The following is a 19,454-nucleotide window of genomic DNA, read 5'->3' on the forward strand; positions in this document are numbered from 1 at the left end:
CGCTCAACGGACAGCGCGGTCGGAGCCGATGCCGATGCCGATGACCAACCCGACCAACGCCACGCCGAATTTGCGACCCCTCGCGCACCGCCGACGTCGCAGTCCACGCGACCGCAACCCCGCACACTGTGCCCAACAGGGCGTTTGTCATCAGCGTGCATAGAAGGTGAACTCAAACTGGTCCTGGCCTGCGGTTTCACCAATTGGCCATTCCTTTTTCACCTTTTTTTATCGGACGGATCGACACCATGCGCCGGCTTGCGGATCAACAGCAAAGGCACTGACGAAAATGCGCGTAGACGTATTCGTGGTAGGCGACGATGAGGGCTATGTGGTGGCTCCGTCCGACAGCTGGCTGCCCCTGGACGAAATGAAAGCGCTCGGCGCGCTGCGCTTCGGCTGGACCATCGACACCGCGATGGCCATGCCCAAGCTGGACTGGCATGCGATCGCCAACGACATCGACGCGCGCGGCTACAGCATCGTCGCCGCCTACGACGTCGGCGGCTTGTTGGCGCGGCCGCAGCAGAGTTTGTATGCGATCTATCCCGAACAGCATCGGCCGCATCGGCCGATGGCGGCTTGAGCGGTCGGCGGCTGGTGCATTGGCTGCGGATGGTTTCGGCGTAGATGCGGTGTCGCGGTAGCGGCTCGCGCCGCTCCTGCAAGGTCTTCGGATCGATCTGGGCCACCTGTAGGAGCGGCGCGAGCCGCGACCGCGGACGATGCGAACACCGCGAAAGCCACCCTCGGACGAAGTCGATGTCCCGACACGCGTAGGAATCCGCCGCGCCTTCGTGTCCCGTCTCGCACGATGCGACCGCCAGCGGCTAAAGTGCGGCTTGATTCCGCTCGCAGTCGTCGCCCGCCCGTGTCCAATCTGCCCAAGTCGTCCAGCAAGTCCGCCGCCGGCAAGGCGCGCACCGCCTATGTGTGCTCCGAATGCGGCGCCGATTACAGCAAATGGCAAGGCCAGTGCGGCGAGTGCGGGGCCTGGAATACGCTCAGTGAGTTCGTGATCGAGCCGGCGGCCAAGTCCGGCGCGGGCGGGGCCGGCGCCAGCCGCCGCAGCAGTTGGGCCGGGCGGGTCGATGCGCCGGCGGTGACCGCGCTCAAAGACGTTACCCATAGCGAAGAGTCGCGGGTCAGCACCGGTATCGGCGAGTTCGATCGGGTGCTCGGCGGCGGCCTGGTCCACGGCGCGGTGGTGTTGGTCGGCGGCGATCCGGGCATCGGCAAGTCGACCCTGCTGCTGCAGGCGATCACGCGCATGGCGCAAACCCTGCCGGGCTTGTACGTGACTGGCGAAGAATCGCTGTCGCAAGTCGCCGGCCGCGCGTCGCGCCTGGGCCTGCCGCTGGACGGCGTGCACGCACTGGCCGAAACCGGGGTCGAGCGCATTCTCGAACACGCCTCGAAGATGAAGCCGGCCTTGATCGTCGCCGACTCGGTGCAGACCTTGTGGACCGAGCAACTCGGCGCCGCACCGGGTTCGGTCAGCCAGGTGCGCGAAAGCGCGGCGCGGCTGGTGCGTTACGCCAAGGAAACCGGCACCGCGGTGTTCCTGGTCGGCCACGTCACCAAGGAGGGCGGCATCGCCGGCCCGCGCGTGCTCGAGCACATGGTCGACGCGGTGCTGTATTTCGAAGGCGAAAGCGGCAGCCGCTTCCGGGTGCTGCGCGCGTTCAAGAACCGTTTCGGCGCGGTCAATGAGCTGGGCGTGTTCGCGATGAGCGACAAGGGCCTGCGCGAGGTGCCCAATCCGTCGGCGATCTTCCTCTCCGGCAGCCGCAGTCCGCAGCCGGGCAGTTGCGTGATGGTCACTCGCGAAGGCACCCGGCCGCTGTTGGTCGAGGTGCAGGCCCTGGTCGATTCTTCGCCGCTGTCCAACCCGCGCCGGGTTGCGGTCGGTATGGAGCAGAACCGCCTGGCGATGTTGTTGGCGGTGCTGCACCGTCACGGCGGTATCGCGGTCGGCGATCAGGACGTGTTCGTCAACGTGGTCGGCGGCATCCGGGTGCAGGAAACCGCGGTCGATCTGCCGCTGCTGCTGGCGGTGCTATCGTCGCTGCGCGATCAGCCGCTGGCCGAGCAGACGGTGGCGTTCGGCGAGGTCGGTCTGTCGGGAGAGATCCGGCCGGTGCCCAACGGCGAGGATCGGTTGAAGGAAGCCGCCACCCACGGTTTCAAGCGCGCCATCGTGCCCAAGGGCAACGCCCCGCGCGGCGGCCGTATCGGCGAGATGGAAGTGATCGCGGTGGAGCGTCTGTCCGAGGCGTTGGACGCGGCGTGAGCGTGGGGCCGGGCGAGCGTGGCGATGCGTCGGAGGCGACGGCTTCGTCGGCTTCGTCCGCTGCTGGATCGGTCGGCGAGCAGGGCGGCGCGGGTTCGGCGTCCAGACAAACCGCGTTCGAGCTTACCGGACCAGCGCGCACCGATTCGGCATCTGCGTCGTTCGAGCGCGGCCGTGATTACGTGGTCGCGCGCTTGGTTTCGATCGTCCTGCACCCGTTCGCGGTGTTCCTGCTGCTGACCTTGCTCGGCATAAGCAAATCGGCGCCGCAGGCGCTCGCGCATGCCCTGATCGGCGTCGGTGCGGCGATCGCCGCGACGTGGCTGTTCGTGTTGCAGCGCAAGCACTCGGGCCGCTGGGGCACGGTGGACGCGTCGGATCGCCGCGAACGCCCGCTGTTGTACCTGGTGCTGTTGGCGGTTCTGGCGCTGTGTTGGTGGTGGATGCGGGGGCTCAGCGGGGCGCTGTCCACCGGGATCGTCGCGGTGGCGGCGATGCTGCTGGTGGCGGCCGCGCTCAACGTCTGGATCAAACTGTCGCTGCACATGGCCAGTCTGGCGTTCGCGGCGGTGTCGCTGTCGGCCTTGTCCTGGCCGTGGGCGTGCGCGGCGACCGTGTTGTTGCCGGTGTTGGGCTGGGCGCGATTGCGGATGGCGCGGCACAGCGCGGCGGAAGTGGTCGGCGGTACGGTGCTGGGCGCGCTTGCCGGTTTTGCTCTGCGTGCCGTGGCTGGTTGAGGGGGCTGCCCGATGCCCCTCCTGTAGGAGCGGCGCGAGCCGCGACCGCGAATCCTGGCTACGACGCAAGCCGGAATTCGCGGTCGCGGCTCGCGCCGCTGCTACAGGAAGATCGCCGGAAGGCGTTGTGCCGGGAGCGGATGTTCCGAGCGCCCGCTTGCGAAGGCCTCAAGCCGCCGGCTTGCCGCCCTTGGCGTGCGCCTGGATCAACTCGACCAACTTGGCTTCGTCGAAGCCGCGCATGCTGGTGTCGCCGATGTAGATCACCGGGACGCTGTTGATCTTCAGGCCGTCGGCTTCTTTCTTGGCGGCCGCGTCCTTGTCGATCACGCGCTCGACGAAAGCCACGTTCTGCTTCTCCAGCAATTCCTTGGCCTGCTTGCAGAACGGGCAGGTCGACAGGCTGTACATGACCACGTCGCCGCCGGCGTTGGCGTAGATCTGCGAGTAATCGCCCTGAGCCAATTGCACGCCGCCGCCACCGCCGCCGAGCAGGCCGCTGTTGCGCACCAGATAACCGGCGCCCACGCCCAGGCCCAAGGCTATGGCGATCACGGCGATGGTGGTCAGAATCGACTTGAAGTTCATTCCTTGTCCTCAAGAGTTCGCGGGAGCGGAATGCTCCCGCGATGTTTCTCAGCCTAACTCAGAGCGCAAGCGCTCAGGGAGGCGTGCCGCAACGGCTCATGCAGGTGCGCAGGCCTCTCTCGCAAGTGGCTTGGGTGCCGCCGGCGGCGATGCAGTCGTCGTAGCGCTTCTCGCAGCGTTGTTGGCAGACTTCCCAGGGGTTCTGGGCGAGCGCGCTGAGCGAGAGCGCGGTGCCGAAGCAGAATGCGGCGACCACGGCCAGTCGCGACACCTTACGTTGGACGATCATGTCCTTTCCTCCTTGAATTGCCCGTCATTGGGCGCACAGGTTGTAGCACCACGCCGGCACCGCTGCCAACACGGCCGCGACGCGAGTCACACGACGGCTTGGACAAGCGCGGAGAAACGGCGGAATCGAACCGGCGACCCGTGCCGGAGCGGGGCGTTTCGCGCTGCGATGCAACACCGTTCTGCGGCAGCCGCAGGCGTCGGGCATATCGCCGCGCGCACGCCGCGTCGCGTTCTACCTACCGTCATTCCGGCGAAAGCCGGAACCCATTTTGACTTTGCTCCCCACAACCTCAGCCAGGTTCTTTCTATCGGCCACTCCGAACGAGAACCTCATCCAAACATCGACGCGCTCGCCGACTCGCTAGTTCGCGGATCCGTCTCATCGCATCGCGCACACCGCGACACATCAGCGAGCGCCTGCGAATGCGGCCGCTGATCGATAGCCCAAGCGCAGCCCCGCCGGCGCGATGCCTCCCACGCCGAGCGAACCCATAACGAGATCGGATTGGGAAAACGGACGCAGCCACCGCCACCGCGCATCGGAAACACTCGCAACGCAAACCGATCGAACGGCGACGCCTGTCTAAATTCGTGCTGCCCGTTGCGGCGCAGCATTAATCTGTGATCGGTGCTTAGGTTTATGAACGCGCCTTGGCACACATTCGGACCTTCGTCGTGACAAGGAGCGTGCGATGCGGATCGTCTTCCTGTGCACCGCGTACAACGGATTGGCGCAGCGCGCCTGGGCCGAACTCACCGATTTGGGTCACCACGTCGTCGTCCAGGTGGCGTCCGATCCCGACACCATGCGCGCGGCCGTCGCGCGCGAGCGGCCGCAGCTGATCGTCGCGCCGATGCTCAAGTCGGCGATTCCGGAAGACATCTGGACCCGTCACACCTGTTTGATCGTGCATCCCGGCATCGTCGGCGACCGCGGTCCGTCGTCGCTGGATTGGGCGCTGCTGGAAGGCGAACACGACTGGGGCGTGACCGTGCTGCAGGCCGCCGCCGAGATGGATGCCGGCGACATCTGGGCCAGCGCCGGTTTCGCCGTGCGCGGCGTGTCCAAGAGCGAGTTGTATCGCCACGAAGTCACCGACGCGGCGGTGCGCGCGTTGCTGCAGGCGGTGGAGCGGTTCGAGGCCGGCGACCGCAGCCCGCAGCCCTTGGACTACGCCAACCCCGACGTGCGCGGCCGCTTGCGCGCGAGCATGCGCGCGAGCGACCGCGCCCTGGACTGGGAGATGGACAACGCCGCGCTGCTGGCGCGGATCCGCAGCGGCGACAGTTTTCCCGGCGCGCGCGGCGAGATCGCCGGCCTGCGCTGCCATGTATTCGGCGCGCACGTGGAGCCGTCGCTGCGCGGCCGTCCCGGCGAACTGCTGGGCCGGCGCGAAGGCGCGGTGTGCGTGGGCACCGCCGACGGCGCGTTGTGGCTGAGCCATCTGCGCGAGAAAGACGGGATCAAACTGCCGGCGACCCTGGTGCTGGGCGAACAGCGCCTGCAAGGCGTGGCGCAACGGCCGCTGCGGCCGGCGACCTCGGTGGCGGGGCGGCGCGATCACGGTTACCGGCAGATCCGCTATCGCGAAATCGGCGCGGTCGGGTATCTGCATTTCGATTTCTACAACGGCGCGATGTCGACCGCGCAATGCGACCGCCTGCGCACCGCGTTCCTGCACGCGCGGCAGCGGCCGACGCGGGCGATCGTGCTGATGGGCGGCCGCGACATCTGGTCCAACGGCATCCACCTCAACACCATCCAGGCCGCGGCCGATCCGGCGCTGGAATCGTGGCGCAACATCCTGGCGATGAACGCGTTGGTGCGCGAAATCGTGCTGACCGATTCGCATCTGACCATCGCGGCGATGCAGGGCAATTCCGGCGCCGGCGGTTCGATCCTGGCGCTGGCCGCCGATCAGGTCTGGGCGCGGCGCGGCGTGGTGATGAACCCGCATTACAAGGGCATGGGCGGCTTGTACGGTTCGGAGTATTGGACCTATCTGTTGCCGCGCCGGGTCGGCGAAACGCTGTCGCGCGAACTCACCGAAGGCCTGCGCCCGATCGGCGCGGCCGGGGCCGAGCGGATCGGCCTGATCGATGCCGCGTTCGGCGCCGGCGGCATGGATTTCGTCGCTCACGTCGAACAGCGCGCCGAACGCGCCGCCGACCCGCTGAGCGTGCGCAAGGCGCTGGCCGCCAAACGCCGCCGCCGCGCTGCCGATGAGCGGCGCAAACCGCTGGAGAGCTACGGCGCCGAGGAGTTGGCGCACATGTACCGCAACTTCTTCGGCGCCGATCGCAGTTATCACGATGCGCGTCGGCGGTTCGTGCTCAAGTGCGCGGCCGATGCCTGCGAAAGCGCGCCGGTGGAAAGCGACGGCGTGCGCAACAGGGCGAAGGCGCGGATCATCGCTTGAGCGTCGCTTGAGCGTCGCTTGAGCGTCGCTTGAGCGTCGCTTGGGCGCGCTTGGGTGCGTTTGTGCATCCGAGCGAGCGGCGATTTTGGCGTGCGCTCGTTGTTGGCGTAGCTGCGTAGTTCGCGGGTGCGGCGGGCGGCCGACGTCGCGATAGCGCGGCTGTCGAACGCTGGCGATTCGAAGCCGCGGTCCGCAGTCGGCGCGAACGCTTCAGAGGCGTTGCGCGTCTACCGACGGCCGCTGCGAAAATCCCCCCACCGTCATTCCGGCGAAAGCCGGAACCCATTTTGATTTTGCTGCCGCTCCAAACTTCGGAACGCAACAACAACAGCAACGTCAAAATGGGTTCCGGCTTTCGCCGGAATGACGGGGGGGATTGGGACTTTCCCCGGAATGATGGGATGTGAGGCTTTCGGCGCGGGGAGGGGGCGCCACGACCGCGACGTGAGTCCGCGGAAACCCCGCACGACAACTGCCGCTGCGGCCGGTGGATGCGCAGCCATTCCGGCCGCAGGTTCCGCAGAAGCCAGGCCACGGCCGAATTGCATATTTCGGCACTAGACGACCGGTCTAATCGGGTCTACGATGCGCCGCATGAACGCCACCACCCCCGATGTGCGCCAACACATCCTCGAAATCGCCCACCCACTGCTGCTCCGCAAGGGCTTCACCGCAGTCGGCCTGGCCGAGGTGCTGGCCGCCGCGCAGGTGCCGAAGGGCTCGTTCTATCACTACTTCGGCTCCAAGGAAGCCTTCGGCGAGGCGGTGCTGGAGGCATATTTCGCCGATTACCTGAGCCGGATGGACACCATGCTGGCGCAGCCGGGCACCGGCGCGGAGCGGTTGCTGGAGTACTTCGACGACTGGATGGAGTCGCAGACCGGCGACGAGGCGCAGAGCCGCTGCCTGGTGGTCAAGCTCGGCGCCGAGGTCTGCGACCTGTCCGAAAGCATGCGCGCCGCGTTGGCGCGCGGCACCGGCGGCATTGTCGAGCGGCTGGCGCGTTGCATCGAGGCGGGACGGGCCGACGGTTCGGTCCTGTCCTCGGCGTCGTCGCCCGCGCCGCAAGCCGCCGCCAGATCGCTGTATCAGAGCTGGCTCGGCGCCAGTCTGCTGGCCAAGATCACCCACGACCGCACGCCGCTGGATACGGCCATGGCCGGTACCCGGCAGTTGCTGGGGCTGCATTGACTCATTGAAACGGGAGCAGGGCAGCGCTTCCGTTTTTGTTCGCCCTGAAACTAGACGACCGGTCTAATCAGGGTTCCACCCATCCCCTCCGGCGCCCGCCTCAGGCGCGGCGCCCCTCCACCCAACGCCTAACTCACCGGAGCACGTCCATGCCGCAAAGCGATACCGTCAACCGCCGCATCCTCCTCGCCGCCCACCCGCGCGGCCTGCCGACGGCGCAGGATTTCCGCCTCGATCGCGCCGCGGTGCCCGAGCCGGCCGACGGCCAGGTGCTGCTGCGCACGCTGTACCTCTCGCTGGATCCGTACATGCGCAATCTGATGGCCGAAGTCGGGCCGGTGTACGCCCCGGCGGTGCCGCTGGGCGAGCCGATGGTCGGCGGAACGGTCAGTCGCGTGGTCGCCTCCAAGCACCCGCAATTCAAGGTCGGCGATCTGGTTCTCGGCGGCGCCGGCTGGCAGGACTACGCCTTGTCCGACGGCAGCGATCTGACCGCGCTGGGCGAGATGGCGCAGCCCTCGCTGGCGCTGGGCGGCCTGGGCATGCCCGGTTTCACCGCGTATGTCGGGCTGCTCGACATCGGCCAGCCGCAGGCCGGCGAAACGGTAGTGGTGGCCGCGGCCACCGGCGCGGTCGGCGCGGTGGTCGGGCAATTGGCCAAGCTCAAGGGCGCGCGCGTGGTCGGCATCGTCAGCGGCGCCGACAAGGTGCGTTACGCGGTCGAAGAACTCGGTTTCGACGTCTGCCTGGACCGCAACGACCCGCAGTTCGAACAGCGCTTAGCCGAAGCCTGCGCCGACGGCATCGACGTGTATTTCGAGAACGTCGGCGGCGCGGTGTTCGACGCGGTGGTGCCGCTGCTCAATATCGGCGCGCGGGTGCCGGTGTGCGGGGTGATCGCGCACTACAACGACGACGAAGCGCCGGCCGGCCCCAACCGCCTGCCGCAATTCATGTCGGCGGTGCTGCAAAAGCGCATCCGCGTGCGCGGTTTCATCGTGTTCGATCACTACGCCGAACGCTACGAGACCTTCCTGCGCGAGATGGGCGAGTGGGTCGCGCAAGGCAAGGTGAAGCTGCGCGAGGATGTGGCTGTGGATCTGGAGAATGCGCCGGCGGCGTTTATCGGGCTGCTGCAGGGGCGCAATTTCGGCAAGCTGGTGGTACGTGTTGGCGAAGGCTGAGCGGTCGTACCAGTAAAAAACGGCAGGCCGGGAAATCCCGGCCTGCCGTCGTTCTGGGTGCTAGCAGCAAAATCAAAATGGGTTCCGGCTTTCGCCGGAATGACGGTGGGGAGTTACGTGTCTTGTAGACGGCTGTGAGTCGGTGCTTCGACGATCAGTGTCCGCCCGCGGCCGCGGCGCCGCCGCCGGCCTTGGCGGTGAACGGCGGTCGCGCGAACCACACGAACACGATCACCACCAGGAACAAGATGCCCAGCAGATAGAAGATTTCGTTGAAGCCCAATTGCGCGGCCTGCTGCGAAATCATCTGATTCAAGGCCAGCGCGCCGCGGGTGGCATCGCCGTTGCCGAGCGCGTCCACGGTCTGGCGGATCGCCGGATCGGAGGCGCCGATGTGCTCGGTCAACTGCGCATGGTGGATGGTGCTGCGCTGGTTCCAGCCCCAGGTGGTCAGCGACGCGGCGAAGCTGCCGCCCAGCGTCCGCACGAACGTGGCCAGCCCCGAACCCGCCGCGATTTCATGCGGTTCCAGGTCCGACAGCAGAATCGTCAGCACCGGCATGAAGAACAGCGCCACGCCCAGGCCTTGCCACAGCTGCACCATCGCCACGTGCTGGAAATCCACGTCGAGATTGAAGCCGGAGCGGATGAAACTGGTGAAGGCCATGGCGATGAAGGCCAGGCTGGCGACGATGCGCAGGTCGAAGCGGGTCGCGTACAAACCCACGAACGGGGTCAGCAGCACCGGCAGGATGCCGATCGGCGCGGTCGCCAGACCCGCCCAGATCGGCGTGTAGCCCAGATTGCGCTGCAACCACAGCGGCACCAGCAAGCCGACCGAGAAGAACGCCGAGTACGCCAGCACCATCGCCGCGGTGCCGCTGGCGAAATTGCGGTGGCGGAACAGGCGCAGGTTGACGATGGGATCGCGCTCGGTGAGCTCCCAGATCACGAACACCGCCAAGGCGATCACCGCCACGATCGCCAGGATCACGATCTTGGTCGAGTTGAACCAGTCCTCATCGTTGCCCAGGTCCAGCAGCACCTGCAGCGCGCCGACGCCGACGATCAGGGTGATCAAGCCCATGTAATCCATCTTCGGGCTTTCCAGCTTCTCCGGCCGGCCGCGCAATTGGCTGCCGACCACCAGGCTGGCGAAGATGCCGATCGGCACGTTGATGAAGAAGATCCATTCCCAACTGTAGTTGTCGGTGATCCAGCCGCCGAGAATCGGCCCGGCGATCGGCGCGACCACGGTCACCATCGCCAGCAGCGCGATGGCCTGTCCGCGTTTGTGCGGTGGGTAGATCGAGATCAGCAGCGCCTGGGTCACCGGATACATCGGCCCGGCGACGAAGCCTTGCAGCGCGCGCGCGGTGACCAGCAAACCCATGCTGTTGGCCAGACCGCACAACAGCGAAGCGATCACGAAGGCCAGGGTGGCCCACATGAACAATTTGCGCTCGCCGAATTTACGGGTGAAGAAACCGGTCAGCGGCAGCGCGATGGCGTTGCTGACGGCGAAGGAAGTGATCACCCAGGTCGCCTGACTGCTGCTGCCGCCGAGGTTGCCGGCGATGGTGGGCAGCGAGACGTTGGCGATGGTGATGTCGAGCACCTGCATGAACGACGCGAGCGCCAGGCCCAGCGTGGTCAGCGCGATGTTCGGCGGCCGGAACGCTCCGGGGGCGGCGGGCGCCGCGGGTGCGGCTCCGGCGTTGGCGGTGGTGGCGGACATGGATCTGCCTGTGTGTTCGGAGGGGCCGCGTGGGGGCGGGGCCTAAAACTGAAGTGAGTGCGGTGTTGCCTTCCCCCAATTCCGTCATTCCGGCGAAAGCCGGAAGCCATTTTGACGTTGCTCTTGGTGCTGCCGTCGAGAATCGCGAGTATCAGCAAGATCAACATGGGTTCCGGCTTTCGCCGGAATGACGGTTTTGGGACTCGCGAAAGCTGCCGGGCGACGGCCGCTCGCGACGGTAAAAAAGAACGCAGGCAAAGAGCGACGACGAGCAAGCGCCTTGCCTGCGCGTTGCGATGCGGGAGTCGGTTTCGAGCTCGATGTGGGGGGAGGGAGCATCGACCGATACCGGCCACCGCGCGCAACGCGGACGGATGCGGTTGCGCATCCGTCCGTCCGTGACTCAACCGTGGTGCAGACCGGGCAGGTTCTCTTCCACGATCTTTTCGATCATCGCGTCGGCGTCGTGCAGTTGCTTGGCGTAGGCGTCGGTGCTCAGCACGCCCTTGGCCGGCGGCGCGCTGGCGAGCACGGCGCCGCTCTGCTCGCGGATGCCGACGTCGACGTGCATGCTCAGGCCCAGACGAAGCGGGTGTTCGGCCAGTTGCTTGGGCTCGATCTCGATCCGCACCGGCACGCGCTGGATGATCTTGATCCAGTTGCCGCTGGCGTTCTGCGCCGGCAGCAGCGAGAACGCGCTGCCGGTGCCCAGGCCCAGGCTGACCAGCTTGCCCTGATAGGTCACCGCCGAACCGTACAGATCCGAATGCAGTTCCACCGGCTGGCCGATGCGCATATTGGCCAGCTGGGTTTCCTTGAAGTTGGCTTCCACCCACACCTGTTCCAGCGGGATGATCGTCATCAGCGCCGTACCCGGCTGCACGCGCTGGCCGAGCTGGACGTTGCGCTTGCCGACGTAACCGCTGACCGGCGCGAGGATCGCCGAGCGCTGCAGATTCAAATACGCCTGACGCAGTTGCGCGGCGGCCGCGGCGACCTGCGGCTGCTTGGCCACGGTGGTCGCATCGACCAGCGCGCGGTTGCGCGCCAACGAGCCGCGCGAAGACGACAGCGCCGCTTCGGCCGAAGCCAGTTCGTCGCGCGCATGCGCCAGTTCTTCGGCCGAGACCGCGCCGCCGGCGACCAAGCCTTCGCGACGCTTGACGTCGGCGCGGGCCTTCTGCACCGCCACTTCGCGCGCCGACAGATCGGCCTGGCCGGCATCGACCGCGCTGAACAAGCCGCGCACCTGGCGCACGGTGTTGGCCAGATTGGCGGTGGCCTGGTCGTAGGCGACCTGGGCGTCGTTGGGATCGAGTTGCACCAGCACTTGGCCGGCGCTGACCTTCATGCCGTCGTCGGCGCCGATGCTGACCACGGTGCCCTGGGTCTGCGGAGTGATGTTGACGACGTTGCCCTGCACGTAAGCATCGTCGGTGTCCTGATGCCAGCGCAGCACCAGCAGGTAGTAAGCGGTCCAGCCGATCGCGGCGATCGCTACCACGCTGAAAAGGGTCAGCAAGGCCTTGCGGCGCTTGCCGTTCTTGGGCGCCGCGGCCGGAGCGACCGCGGCTTGAGGATTGACTTCGGTGGTCATGGCGTGGGGGCCTTGGCGATAACGGTGTTGTTGGACGAAGCGTTGGGAACGGTGGCGGCGACCGGATCGGGCGAGGCGAGTTCCAGCCCGCCGCCGAGCGCGCGATCCAGATCGATCTGGGCGGCGTAGCGCTGCGCGCGCAGGCCGGCCAGTTGCTGATCCAGTTGCAGCAGCGGGCGCTGCGCCGAGAGCACGTCGAGCTGAGTGCCCAGGCCGGCGCGGTAGCGGGTGCTGGCGATCTGCCAAGCCTGCTGCGCGGCATCGCGCGCTTGCTGCGCCGAGGCCAATTGGCCGTCGAGCGAGCGCGAGGACTGCAACGCATCGGCGACTTCGCGCAGCGCGCCGACCAGACTCTGGTTGTAGTTGGCGACGGCGAGGTCGTACTCGGCATCGCTTTCGGCCAATTGACTGCGCAAGCGGCCGCCGTCGAAGATCGGCATGCTGATCGCCGGGCCGCCTTGCAGCAGCGCGGCGTCGCTGGAGAACAGATCCGACAGGTGGCCGGTGGCCAGGCCGACGATCGCGCTGAGGTTCACGGTCGGATAGAAATCGGCCTTGGCCGCCTTGATCCCGTGCGAACTGGCTTCGACCCGCCAACGCGCGGCGACCACGTCGGGACGATGGCCGAGCAGCTCGCTCGGCAGCACCGCCGGCACCGCCGGGCCCTTGGCCGCGAGCAGGGTCGGGCGGGCGATATCCAGGCCGCGGTCCGGGCCCTTGCCGAGCAGCGCGGCCAGCGCGTTGCGGGTGGCGTCGATCTGCTGCTGCGCCGACTGGATCTGCTGATCGGCGCTGGCGCTGGCGCTCTGCGCGTTGCGGATCTGCAATTGGTTGTCCAGGCCGGCCTTGACCCGCTGCTGGCCCAGGCCGAGCAGACGTTCGGAGCGGTCCTTCTCGGCCTTGGCCACGTCCAGCGCTTCGAACGACTGGGCCAGCGACACATAAGCGCGGGCGATGTTGGACGACAAGGTCAGGCGCGCGGCCTGGGCCTCGACTTCGGCGGCGCGGGTCTGGCCCAGCGCGGCTTGCCAGCGCGCGCGTTTGCCGCCCCACAAATCGGGGCTGTACTTGAAGCTCAGCATCAGCACGTCGGCGCCCATGTACTTGCCGCCGATGTCGCCGGGCGCCAGCGTTTCGGGCAGTTGCACGCCCGAGTATTGAGCGGTGCCGCCGAGGGTCGGCTTGCGCGCGGCGTCGGCCAGACCGGCCTGGGCGACGGCCTGGCGCACGCGCGCATCGGCCGCGTCCAGGCTCGGGGTGCCGGCCAGGGCTTCGTCGATCAAACCGTTGAGCTGGGCATCGCCGAGCGCGGTCCACCAGTCGCGTCGCGGGAACGCGGCGGCGGACACGTCGGCCAGGCTGCGCTGCGCCTTCAGGCTGTCGGCGTCGAGCGCGCGGCCGGCCGGCTGCAGGCCGTGGGTGCTGGCGCAGCCGGCCAGGATCAGCGCGGCGGCGAGGGGAGTGAGCACGTAAAGCAGCCCGCGGCGCGGGCGAGTGTCGGGACGTGACATGGCTCAGGAACCGGAAAGGGAGAGGTTGTCGCGAACGTGTTCGAGCAGGCGGTAGAGCTGCTCGCGATCGGCATCGCTGAGGCCGGCCATGGCGCGTTCGCGAACGCGCTTGCCGCACTGGTCGATGTTTTCCCAGATCGCGGTGCCGGCTTCGGTCAGGTGGATGTTGAGCGCGCGGCGGTCGTCGGGGTCGGCGACCCGGGTGACCAGCCCGCGGCTTTCCAGCTTGTCGAGCAGGCGGGTCATGGCGCCGGGATTGAGCTGGGCCGCGCGCGCCAGTTCGGTGACCCCGGCGGTGCCGATGGCCAGCTCCTTGAGGGTGATGAACTGGCTGAAGGTCAGATCGTGGCCGGCCTGGGCCAGCTCGCGTTCCATTTGGGCCCACATGGCGTCGCGCACCTGGCGGAACAGCAGGCCGAGGTTGGAGGTCGAGCAGGGCTGGTTCGGGGTCGGGGTGGTCATGGCGCGGCATATTGCTCGCCCGCGCAATAGTTGTCAATGCAAATATTGCACCAGCAAGCGGCTATTCAGCGATGTCGCCAAGGCGTGCAAAAGATCAACGCTTGCGTGATGCTAAGTAATTGAAAATTCAGGTTTTTGGCTGCGTGAGGCCGTCTTGGATGGGCCATTGCGGCCGATCAGGGGCGGTTCGACGACGCGGTTCGCCGCGGCTGCGGGCGATCCGTGGCCGGTCAGGCGCAGGGCTCTGACGGCCCGGATGAATGGTCGGCGGCGGCACGGACCGGGCCGCCGTTGGCCAGGGGCCGCTTCAGTCGGCGGCCTGCGCAAGCGCGGCTTATGCCCGGCGCAGCACCAGTTCCAGCACGAACTTGCTGCCGAAGAACGCCAGCACCAGCAGCGCCATCGCCGCCAGGGTCCAGCGCACCGCGACCACGCCGCGCCAGCCGTAACGCCAGCGGCCCAGCAGCAAGCCGCCGAACGCCAGCCACGACAGCACGCTGAGCACGGTCTTGTGCACCAGGTGCTGAGCCAGCAGGTTTTCCACGAACAGCATGCCGGTCAGCAGGGTCGCGGTCAGCAGCACGAAGCCGACCGCGATGGTCCGGAACAACAGGCTCTCCAGTTCCACCAGCGGCGGCAGCGCGCGCAGCCAGCCGTGGAACTCGCGCCGGCGCAGCGCGCCTTCCTGCATCCACAGCATCAGCGCGAACAACGCCGCCACCGCCAGGGTGGCGTAGGCCAGCAAGGCCATCCAGGCATGCATTTGCAGGCGCCAGTCGAGCGGCTCGGGATGCTGCACATGGCCGTACAGGTGGTAACCGACCAGCATCAGCGCCGACAGCGGAAACACCACCACGCCCAGCGCGGCCATGCGGCCGGACGCGCCGACGATCGCGGTCAGCACCGACATGCCCAAGCCGACCAGCGACAGCGCGGCGAAGAAATGCAGGTCCGCGCCGCCGGCGTTGCGCCAGGCCAGGAAGTGCGCGGCGCCGTGCAGCAGCACCGCGATATTGGCCGGCAACAACCACAGCCGCGCGCTGCGGCCGCGGTCGTGGCGCACGGCCGAAATCAGCAACCCGGTCGCGGTCAGGTACAGGACGACGGCGATGAGAACGATTGTCATCGGGGGAGTGTCGCATGAGCAGTGAGCGGAGAGGAGTGAGGAGTGAGCGGGAGGCAGGCAGATCCCGGTTTTGCTCACTCCTCACTTCTCCCCGCTCGCTCCTCCCAATCCGCCTACCGCCCCTGCGGCTATACTTGCCGCCCCTGTCGTTCCGCGATTGCGTCCACGCCCATGTTCGAATCCCTGACCCAACGTCTCTCCGGCACCATCGAGCGCCTGCGCGGCCGCGGCCGTCTGACCGAGGAAAACATCCGCGAGTCGCTGCGCGAAGTGCGCATCGCCCTGCTCGAGGCCGACGTCGCGTTGCCGGTGGTGCAGGCGCTGATCGAACGCATCAAGGTGCGCGCGGTCGGCCAGGAAGTGTTGAAGTCGCTGACCCCGGGCCAGGCGCTGATCAAGGTCGTGCGCGATGAGCTGACCACGGTCATGGGCTCGCAGGCCGCCGACCTGAACCTCAACGTGCCGGCGCCGGCGGTGATCCTGATGGCCGGCCTGCAGGGCGCGGGCAAGACCACCACCGTCGGCAAGCTCGCCAAGCACCTCAAGGAACGGCGCAAGAAGAAGGTGATGGTGGTCTCGGCCGACGTCTACCGTCCGGCCGCGATCGAGCAGCTCAAGCAGCTCGCCGAACAGATCGACGTGTTGTTCTTCCCCTCCAGCGCTTCGCAGAAGCCTGAGGAAATCGCCCGCGCGGCGATCGCCGACGCGCGCAAGTCCTACGTCGACGTGCTGCTGATCGATACCGCCGGCCGCCTGGCCATCGATGAAGCGATGATGGCCGAGATCAAGGCGTTGCACGCCGCGGTCACGCCGGTGGAAACCCTGTTCGTGGTCGACTCGATGACCGGCCAGGACGCCGCCACCACCGCCAAGGCCTTCAGCGAAGCCTTGCCGCTGACCGGCGTGGTGCTGACCAAGACCGACGGCGACGCCCGCGGCGGCGCCGCGTTGTCGGTGCGTTACGTCACCGGCCGCCCGATCAAGTTCATCGGCGTCGGCGAAAAGCCCGACGGCCTGGACGTGTTCCACCCCGACCGCGTCGCCAGCCGCATCCTCGACATGGGCGACGTGTTGTCGCTGGTCGAGCAGGTCGAGCAGCAGGTCGACAAGGACAAGGCGCAGAAGCTCGCTGAGAAAGTCGCCAAAGGCAAGAAGTTCGACCTCAACGACATGAAGGACCAACTCGAGCAGATGCAGAACATGGGCGGCCTGCACGGCCTCATGGACAAGCTGCCGGGCATGGGCCAGATCCCCGATGCGGTCAAGAACCAGGTCACCGGCAAGGAAGTGCCGCGGATGGTCGCGATCATCAATTCGATGACCAAGAAAGAGCGGCGCAACCCGGCCTTGCTCAACGGCTCGCGCCGCTCGCGCATCGCCAAGGGTTGCGGCCTGACCCCGGCCGACGTCAACAAGCTGATGAAGCAGTATCAGCAGATGGAAAAGATGATGAGCAAGCTCTCCGGCGGTGGCATGAAGGGCTTGATGCGCGGCATGCGCGGAATGATGGGCGGCCGCGGCGGCATGCCGTTCCGCTGAGCCCCGCGCGGCGGTGCCGGGCGGCCCAGGTCGCCCAATCGCCTCGAATCGTCATCCCCGCGAAGGCGGGGATCCAGGGCTTCACCGCGACAAGCCCTGCAGCCGCCGATTCGGACCCCGGGGCGAGCAGGAATTCGGCTGCCGGGCACCGCCCGGGCCGGGCTAAAACCCCCACGGGTTTGCCCAAGCCTCAGAATAGGTTAGACTTTCCGGCTTACCCCGTCATTCCGACGGCTGGGCAACACAGGAAAACAGACCCCATGGTCAAGATTCGACTGACCCGCGGCGGCGCCAAGAAGCGTCCGTTCTACCACATCATCGTCACCGACAGCCGCAGCGCCCGCGACGGCCGCAACATCGAGCGCGTCGGTTTCTACAACCCGGTCGCCAGCGGCGCCGAGAAGCGCGTCGAGCTCAACGTCGAGCGCGTCAAGCACTGGGTCTCCCAGGGCGCTCAGCTGACCGACAAGGTCGCCGATCTGTACAAGCAGGCGGTCAAGGCCGCCCCGGCCGCCTGAGCCGGCGGGCCGCGCGCTGCTCTCACCGGTAATCCGGCGAGCCGCGCGGCCCATCTTTCGCGCCATGAGCGATTCTTCGCGCCGCATCCTGCTGGGCAGGGTGCTCGGCGCCTTCGGCATTCGCGGCGAAGCCAAGCTCGAGTCCTGGACCGAGCCGCGCGCGGCGATCTTCCGCTACCAGCCCTGGATCGTGCGCGACCCGCAAGGCCGCGAGCGCGAGCTGTCGGGCGTGCGCGGCCGCGAAAGCGGCAAGTACCTGATCGCCAATTTCCCCGACGTGACCGACCGAGAAACGGTCGAGGCCATGCGCGGCACTGAAATCTACGTTCCGCGTTCGGTCCTGCCGCCGCCGAAAGACGGCGAGTATTACTGGGTCGATCTGGAAGGCCTGCGCGTGGTTACCACCGAAGGCGTGAGCCTCGGCACCGTCTCGCATCTGTTCGCCACCGGCGCCAACGATGTATTGGTCGCCCGCGACGACGAACGCGAGCGCATGATTCCGTTCGTGATTCCGCAGTACGTGCTCTCGGTCGATTTCGACGCCAATCTGGTCACGGTCGATTGGGATCCGGATTTTTGAGGAGTGAGCGCAGAGGAGCGAGAAGTGAGCGAAAGTCGCTTCCGCCTCTGCTCACTTCTCGCTCCTCTGCACTCACTCCTCGCCCGATGCGCATCGACCTCTTGAGGAGTGAGCGCAGAGGAGCGAGGAGTGAGCGAAAGCCGCTTCCGCTTCTACTCACTTCTCGCTCCTCTGCACTCACTCCTTGCCCAATGCGCATCGACCTGATCAGCCTGTTCCCCGAATTCGTCGCCCAGTGCGCGGCGTTCGGCGTGGTCGGGCGGGCGGGCGAGCGCGGCTTGCTGTCGTTGCACGGTTTCAATCCGCGCGATTACGCCGAAGGCAATTACCGCCGGGTCGACGAACGCCCCTTCGGCGGCGGGCCGGGCATGGTGATGCTGATCGATCCGCTGCGCGCGGCGATCGCCGCGGCGCGCGCGGCCGATCCGACCCCGGCGCGGGTGATCTACATGAGCCCGCAAGGCGCGCGGCTGGATCAGGCCAAGGTCCGCGAACTGGCCACCCACGAGCGGCTGATCCTGCTGTGCGGCCGTTATGAAGGCGTCGATGAGCGGCTGATCCGGGCCGAGGTCGACGAAGAAATTTCGATCGGAGATTACGTGCTGTCCGGCGGCGAACTGGCCGCGGCGGTGATCGTCGACGCGGTCGCGCGGCTGCAGGAGGGCGCACTCGGCGACGCCGACTCGGCGGTCCAGGACAGTTTCGAAGACGGTTTGCTGGACTGCCCGCATTACACCCGCCCGGTCGAGCACGAACTGGGCTCGGTGCCGGCGGTGCTGATGTCCGGCAATCACGCCCATATCGCCCAGTGGCGCCGTCAGCAGTCGCTGGGGCGGACCTGGCAGCGCCGCCCAGAATTGCTGAACGAGGCCGCGCTGTCGAAGGCCGACCGCAAGCTGCTGGCCGCCTACCGGGCCGAGCTGGCCGCCGCCGAGGCGGCCCAGGCGCCGGCGGAAACCGGTTCCACCCCGGCCGCGGATGCCGGGGCGGGGCAGGATTCCGGCCCGGCCGCCTGACCCCTAGCCGCGGCGGAATAAATCCCGCTATAATTAGCCGCTTAGCTGTAACCACGCCATGACGCGGGTCCACGTGCACTCGCGCAACAACTAATCCAACAGGCCAAAGCCATGAACAAGCCCTCGCTCCACACCCTGCTGCAGAACTTCGAAGCCGAACAGATCCAGCGCAAGCTGCCCGACTTCAGCCCCGGCGACACCGTCGTGGTCAACGTCAAGGTCAAGGAAGGCAACCGCGAACGCGTCCAGGCCTATGAAGGCGTGGTCATCGGCAAGAAGAACGCCGGCCTGAACTCCTCCTTCACCGTGCGCAAGATCTCCCACGGCTTCGGCGTGGAGCGTGTGTTCCAGACCCACAGCGCGATCATCGACTCGGTCGACGTCAAGCGTCGCGGTAAGGTCCGCGCCGGCAAGCTGTACTACCTGCGCGGCCTGGAAGGCAAGAAGGCTCGCATCAAGGAAGATCTGGCCGCCTACGCGCGCGCCAAGAACGCCGCTGCCGCCGCCGAGTAATCGGCCCGCTGGCAAGGCAACGAGCGGCCGCCGAAAGGCGGCCGTTCGCGTTTGCGGATCCGGATGCGCGACGGCGCGATCGCGATGCGCTCGGCGCCGCCCAGGTTTGGCCGCGATTGGCCGGTCCGCTGGCCGCGCGCGCCGCTGTGC

At 67.3% G+C, this 19,454-nt stretch carries 17 protein-coding genes and 1 pseudogene; 11 read left to right on the forward strand and 7 right to left on the reverse strand.

Annotation, left to right across the window (positions count from 1 at the left end; genetic code table 11):
- The first annotated feature begins 289 nt into the window (after nt 1-289).
- The 3 genes from V7787_RS24040 (at nt 290) to V7787_RS24050 (ending at nt 3,030) form a co-directional block, all read left to right on the forward strand.
- On the forward strand, nt 290-586 hold the full coding sequence (locus tag V7787_RS24040) for a hypothetical protein (RefSeq protein ID WP_336089786.1): 297 nt from the start codon (nt 290-292) through the stop codon (nt 584-586).
- A 294-nt stretch (nt 587-880) separates the two neighbouring features.
- On the forward strand, nt 881-2,293 hold the full coding sequence (gene radA / locus V7787_RS24045; RefSeq protein WP_336089818.1) for a DNA repair protein RadA: 1,413 nt from the start codon (nt 881-883) through the stop codon (nt 2,291-2,293).
- Nucleotides 2,290-3,030, forward strand: coding sequence for a hypothetical protein (locus V7787_RS24050; RefSeq protein ID WP_336089787.1), 741 nt, complete (start codon nt 2,290-2,292; stop codon nt 3,028-3,030). The genes radA and V7787_RS24050 overlap by 4 nt, the downstream gene beginning before the upstream one ends.
- Nucleotides 3,031-3,198: 168 nt before the next feature.
- On the opposite strand, the gene V7787_RS24055 is transcribed toward V7787_RS24050, so the two are convergent.
- Nucleotides 3,199-3,618: a glutaredoxin family protein gene (locus tag V7787_RS24055; protein ID WP_336089788.1), complete on the reverse strand. Its 420-nt coding sequence runs from the start codon at nt 3,616-3,618 to the stop codon at nt 3,199-3,201.
- A gap of 73 nt (nt 3,619-3,691) precedes the next feature.
- Nucleotides 3,692-3,907 carry a hypothetical protein gene (locus V7787_RS24060; protein ID WP_336089789.1) on the reverse strand — a complete coding sequence of 72 codons (216 nt, stop codon included), beginning with the start codon at nt 3,905-3,907 and terminating at the stop codon, nt 3,692-3,694.
- A gap of 694 nt (nt 3,908-4,601) precedes the next feature.
- Between V7787_RS24060 and V7787_RS24065 the strand changes: the two genes are divergently transcribed.
- The 3 genes from V7787_RS24065 (at nt 4,602) to V7787_RS24075 (ending at nt 8,704) form a co-directional block, all read left to right on the forward strand.
- Nucleotides 4,602-6,329 carry a hydrogenase maturation protein gene (locus tag V7787_RS24065; protein WP_336089790.1) on the forward strand — a complete coding sequence of 576 codons (1,728 nt, stop codon included), beginning with the start codon at nt 4,602-4,604 and terminating at the stop codon, nt 6,327-6,329.
- Between the two features lie 594 nt (nt 6,330-6,923).
- Nucleotides 6,924-7,520, forward strand: coding sequence for a TetR/AcrR family transcriptional regulator (locus tag V7787_RS24070; protein ID WP_336089791.1), 597 nt, complete (start codon nt 6,924-6,926; stop codon nt 7,518-7,520).
- A 149-nt stretch (nt 7,521-7,669) separates the two neighbouring features.
- Nucleotides 7,670-8,704 (forward strand): NADP-dependent oxidoreductase, encoded by a 1,035-nt coding sequence (locus V7787_RS24075; RefSeq protein ID WP_336089792.1) that lies wholly within the window; start codon nt 7,670-7,672, stop codon nt 8,702-8,704.
- Between the two features lie 154 nt (nt 8,705-8,858).
- Here V7787_RS24075 and V7787_RS24080 read toward each other — a convergent pair whose 3' ends face one another.
- From V7787_RS24080 to V7787_RS24100, 5 genes are all read right to left on the reverse strand, one after another.
- Nucleotides 8,859-10,442, reverse strand: coding sequence for a DHA2 family efflux MFS transporter permease subunit (locus V7787_RS24080; RefSeq protein WP_336089793.1), 1,584 nt, complete (start codon nt 10,440-10,442; stop codon nt 8,859-8,861).
- 403 nt (nt 10,443-10,845) lie between these two features.
- Nucleotides 10,846-12,039 carry an efflux RND transporter periplasmic adaptor subunit gene (locus V7787_RS24085; RefSeq protein ID WP_336089795.1) on the reverse strand — a complete coding sequence of 398 codons (1,194 nt, stop codon included), beginning with the start codon at nt 12,037-12,039 and terminating at the stop codon, nt 10,846-10,848.
- On the reverse strand, nt 12,036-13,550 hold the full coding sequence (locus V7787_RS24090) for an efflux transporter outer membrane subunit (protein WP_336089796.1): 1,515 nt from the start codon (nt 13,548-13,550) through the stop codon (nt 12,036-12,038). The genes V7787_RS24085 and V7787_RS24090 overlap by 4 nt, the downstream gene beginning before the upstream one ends.
- Before the next feature lie 3 nt (nt 13,551-13,553).
- On the reverse strand, nt 13,554-14,012 hold the full coding sequence (locus V7787_RS24095) for a MarR family winged helix-turn-helix transcriptional regulator (RefSeq protein WP_336089797.1): 459 nt from the start codon (nt 14,010-14,012) through the stop codon (nt 13,554-13,556).
- Between the two features lie 334 nt (nt 14,013-14,346).
- Entirely contained in the window at nt 14,347-15,138 is a 792-nt protein-coding gene (locus V7787_RS24100) for a cytochrome C assembly family protein (RefSeq protein WP_336089798.1), read from the reverse strand.
- A 171-nt stretch (nt 15,139-15,309) separates the two neighbouring features.
- Here V7787_RS24100 and ffh point away from each other — a divergent pair, with 171 nt between their 5' ends.
- The 5 genes and pseudogenes from ffh (at nt 15,310) to rplS (ending at nt 19,304) form a co-directional block, all read left to right on the forward strand.
- Nucleotides 15,310-16,677 carry a signal recognition particle protein gene (gene ffh, locus V7787_RS24105; RefSeq protein ID WP_336089800.1) on the forward strand — a complete coding sequence of 456 codons (1,368 nt, stop codon included), beginning with the start codon at nt 15,310-15,312 and terminating at the stop codon, nt 16,675-16,677.
- A gap of 260 nt (nt 16,678-16,937) precedes the next feature.
- Nucleotides 16,938-17,195, forward strand: coding sequence for a 30S ribosomal protein S16 (gene rpsP / locus V7787_RS24110; protein ID WP_336089802.1), 258 nt, complete (start codon nt 16,938-16,940; stop codon nt 17,193-17,195).
- A gap of 64 nt (nt 17,196-17,259) precedes the next feature.
- Complete coding sequence (gene rimM / locus V7787_RS24115) at nt 17,260-17,775, forward strand: ribosome maturation factor RimM (protein WP_336089804.1); 516 nt, start codon at nt 17,260-17,262, stop codon at nt 17,773-17,775.
- A gap of 191 nt (nt 17,776-17,966) precedes the next feature.
- Nucleotides 17,967-18,695 (forward strand): annotated as a pseudogene (gene trmD, locus V7787_RS24120) (tRNA (guanosine(37)-N1)-methyltransferase TrmD); the annotation flags it as partial.
- A gap of 207 nt (nt 18,696-18,902) precedes the next feature.
- Nucleotides 18,903-19,304, forward strand: a complete 402-nt coding sequence (gene rplS / locus V7787_RS24125) for a 50S ribosomal protein L19 (protein WP_336089805.1) — start codon at nt 18,903-18,905, stop codon at nt 19,302-19,304.
- Nucleotides 19,305-19,454: the final 150 nt, after the last annotated feature.

The organism is Pseudomonas sp. CGJS7, assembly GCF_036961695.1.